This is a genomic window from Amycolatopsis sp. SID8362, from assembly GCF_010550475.1.
Classification (GTDB): Bacteria; Actinomycetota; Actinomycetes; order Mycobacteriales; family Pseudonocardiaceae; genus Amycolatopsis; species Amycolatopsis eburnea.
The window spans coordinates 1-3,343 of the sequence record NZ_JAAGNB010000110.1; the positions used below are offsets into that span (position 1 = coordinate 1).

At 73.9% G+C, this 3,343-nt stretch carries 3 protein-coding genes and 1 pseudogene; 3 read left to right on the top strand and 1 reads right to left on the bottom strand.

Features of this window, described 5'->3' with window-relative positions:
• Together G3I65_RS03985 and G3I65_RS03990 are read left to right on the top strand one after the other, a co-directional pair.
• Window positions 1–310: pseudogene (locus tag G3I65_RS03985) on the top strand (shikimate dehydrogenase); the annotation flags it as partial.
• Entirely contained in the window at window positions 297–2,120 is a 1,824-nt protein-coding gene (locus tag G3I65_RS03990; protein ID WP_160694855.1) for a bifunctional sugar phosphate isomerase/epimerase/4-hydroxyphenylpyruvate dioxygenase family protein, read from the top strand. The pseudogene G3I65_RS03985 and the gene G3I65_RS03990, both read left to right, overlap by 14 nt.
• A 12-nt stretch (window positions 2,121–2,132) precedes the next feature.
• Here the strand turns inward: G3I65_RS03990 and G3I65_RS03995 are convergent, their stop codons facing one another.
• Window positions 2,133–2,996 carry an EamA family transporter gene (locus tag G3I65_RS03995; RefSeq protein WP_309235250.1) on the bottom strand — a complete coding sequence of 288 codons (864 nt, stop codon included), beginning with the start codon at window positions 2,994–2,996 and terminating at the stop codon, window positions 2,133–2,135.
• An 83-nt stretch (window positions 2,997–3,079) separates the two neighbouring features.
• On the opposite strand from G3I65_RS03995, the gene G3I65_RS04000 reads away from it, so the two are divergent.
• On the top strand, window positions 3,080–3,343 hold a 264-nt coding region (locus G3I65_RS04000; RefSeq protein WP_160694857.1), incomplete at its 3' end, for a LysR family transcriptional regulator.

Below are 3,343 nucleotides of genomic sequence, written 5' to 3' on the forward strand. Positions count from 1 at the left end.
CGCCGACGGGCTCGTGCACGCCACCCCGACCGGCATGGCCGCCCACCCGGGGCTGCCGCTGCCCGCCCGGCTGCTGCGCCCGGACCTGTGGGTCGCCGAGGTGGTCTACCGCCCGCTCGAAACCGAGCTGGTCCGCACCGCCCGCGCGCTCGGGGCGCGCGTCCTCGACGGCGGCCGGATGGCGGTGTTCCAGGCCGCGCAGGCGCTCGGCCTCTTCACCGGCACCGAACCCGACGCCGCGCGGATGCTCGACCACTTCGCCCTGCTCACGAACTCCCCGGAAAGGCAGCCCGCCGATGTCCTCGACTGACTCCCGCCGTTCGATCGCCACGGTCTGCCTGTCCGGCACCCTGGAGGACAAGCTGACCGCGGCCGCCCGCGCCGGCTTCGACGGGGTGGAGATCTTCGAAAACGACCTCGTCGCCTCGTCGTGGTCGGCCAAGGAGATCGGCGAGCACTGCGCCGAGCTCGGCCTGTCGATCGACCTCTACCAGCCGTTCCGCGACTTCGAAGCGGTGCCGCCGGACGTACTGGCCCGCAACCTCCGGCGCGCGGAGCTGAAGTTCGACGTCATGGGCCAGCTCGGCGCGGACACGATGCTGGTGTGCTCGTCGGTGTCCCCGGACGCGGTCGACGACGACGACCTCGCCGCCGAGCAGCTGCACCTGCTCGCCGAACGCGCGGCGGCGCGGGGGATCCGGATCGCCTACGAAGCGCTGGCGTGGGGCCGGTTCGTGAACACCTACGAGCATTCGTGGCGCATCGTGCGCCGCGCCGCCCACCCCGCGCTCGGGCTGTGCCTGGACAGCTTCCACATCCTGTCGCGGGGCAGCGACCCGGCCGCGATCCGCACGATCCCCGGGGAGAAGCTGTTCTTCCTGCAGCTGGCCGACGCGCCGCGGCTGCAGATGGACGTCCTGCAGTGGAGCAGGCACCACCGGCTCTTCCCCGGCCAGGGCGCGTTCGACCTGACGGCGTTCACCGGGCACGTGCTGGCGGCTGGCTACCGCGGGCCGCTGTCGCTGGAAGTGTTCAACGACGTCTTCCGCCAAGCCGACCCGGGACCCGCGGCCGTCGACGCGATGCGGTCCCTGCTCGGCCTGCAGGAAACCCTTGGTGTCGCGGACCTTCCACCGGCGCCGCAGTTGTCCGGGCACGCGTTCGCCGAGCTGGCGGTCGACGCCGACGCGGAGGCCCGCCTGGCGGACGCGTTGCGCGGGCTGGGTTTCACCGAAACGGGCCACCACCGGTCCAAGCCGGTCCGGTTGTGGCGGCAGGGGGACGCGCGGATCCTGCTGAACAGCGCGGATGCTCCGGCGGGCGCGTCGGTCGCCGCGGTCGCCGTCGAGAGCGCCGACCCGGTCGCGTCCGCCAAGCGGGCCCAGCGGCTGCTCGCGCCGATCCTGCCGCGCGGCCACCGTGCCGACGAAGCCGATCTGTCGGCGATCGCCGCCCCGGACGGCACGTCGGTCTTCTTCTGCCGAACCGGCGCCGACACCGCGGACAGCTGGCTCGGGGACTTCGCCGAGACGTCGCCGGAAGGCGCGGGTGCCGGGGTGACCGGGATCGACCACCTCGCCCTGACCCAGCCGTTCGACCACTTCGACGAGGCGGCGCTGTTCTACCGCGCGGTGCTCGGCCTGGCGCCGGAGCCGGTGACGGAGTTCGCGGCGCCGTTCGGCCTGGTGCGCAGCCGGACGGTGGCCGATCCGTCCGGGCGCGTCCGGATCGCCCTCGAATCGGCCCTGCTCCGGCGCGGTGACTGGGCGCCGGGGGTGCGCGAACCCCAGCGCATCGCGCTGACGACGGGCGACGCACTGGCGAGCGCTCGCCGGATGCGCGAACTCGGCGCGCCCCTGCTCGAAATCCCCGGCAACTACTACGACGACCTCGACGCCCGCCTGGCCCCGGAGCCTTCGCTGCTGGCGGCGTTGCGGCAGGAGTCGGTGCTGTACGACCGTGACGAGCACGGCGAGCTGCTGCACTTCTTCACGGTGGTGCTGGGCGGCCGCGTCTTCTTCGAGGTGGTGCAGCGGATCGGTGGCTACGCCGGCGACGGCGCGGCGAACTCCCCGGTCCGGATGGCCGCCCACCGGCGGCAGCGCGCGGCTTCGGCGTAGCCGCGGGCGACGTCACCCCGGCGCGGAGTGGGTGAGCACTGGCTCCCGCGCGCCGCTGCGTTCGGCGCCGACGCCGGCGACCACGACGAACAGGACCCCGGCCACCGCGCCGGCGTTCGGGACCTGGTGCAGCACGACGAACCCGATCGTCAGCGCGATGGCCGGCTCCAGGCTCATCAACGTGCCGAACGCCGAGGCGTTCAGCCGGCGCAGGGCGAGCATCTCCAGGCTGAACGGGATCACCGGCAGCAGCACCGCCAGCCCGAGTCCGACGAGCAGCAGGTCCCACGTCAGGTGCCCGAAGGCGCCCGGCCCGAAGGCGAGCGTCGCCACGATCCCCGCCACCGGCATCGACACGGCGAGCCCGCGCACGCCCGCCACCTCGTCGCCGACCCGTTGCGTCAGCAGGATGTACGCCGCCCAGCACACCGCGGACGCGAGCGCGTAGCCGACGCCGAGCAGGTCGGCGCCGCCCCGCCACGGTTCGGTCAGCAGGAGCACGCCGGCCGCGGCGAGGACCGGCCACAGCTTCTTGCCGCCGCGCCCGCGCGTGACGGCGACCGTGAGCGGCCCGAGGAACTCCAGCGCGCTCGCCGTGCCGAGCGGCAACCGGGCGACCGCCTGCATGAACAGCATGGTCATGCCCGCGGTGACCACGCCGAGGCCGCAGCAGGCGAGAAAAGTGCCGCGCCGGAACGACGACGGCCGCGGCCGGACCAGCACGAGCAGCAGCACACCGGCCCAGGCCAGGCGGAGCCACGCGGCTCCCTCGGGGCCGAGGCGGTCGAACAGGCCGACGGACACGGCGAGACCGAGCTGGACGCAGAGCATGGCGGCGACCGCGAAGGCCGCGCCGGTACGGGTGGAGGACAGCACGTGCCGAGCAAAGCCCATCCGCACCGTTCGCGTCCACGTGCCGATCGTGGACGTACCGTTCGCGAATCGTGGACAATCGCGGGATGGACACCCGCAGGCTGCAGTTCCTCCTCGAACTGTCCCGCCACGGCTCGATGCGCGCGGTCGCGGATGTGCTCGGCACCACGACGTCGACGGTCTCGCAGCAGATCGCGACGCTGGCGAAGGAAACCGGCGCGCCGCTGCTCGAACCGGACGGCCGCCGCGTGCGGCTCACCCCCGCGGGACGGCGGCTGGCCGAGCACGCCGTGACGATCCTCGCCGCGGTGGAGGCCGCCCGCGCCGCGCTGGACCCCGGTGCCGAACCG

Coding starts and splice junctions, on each gene's coding strand:
- G3I65_RS03990 (WP_160694855.1), top strand. CDS start 297: ATGTCCTCGACTGACTCCCGCCGTTCGATCGCCACGGTCTGCCTGTCC.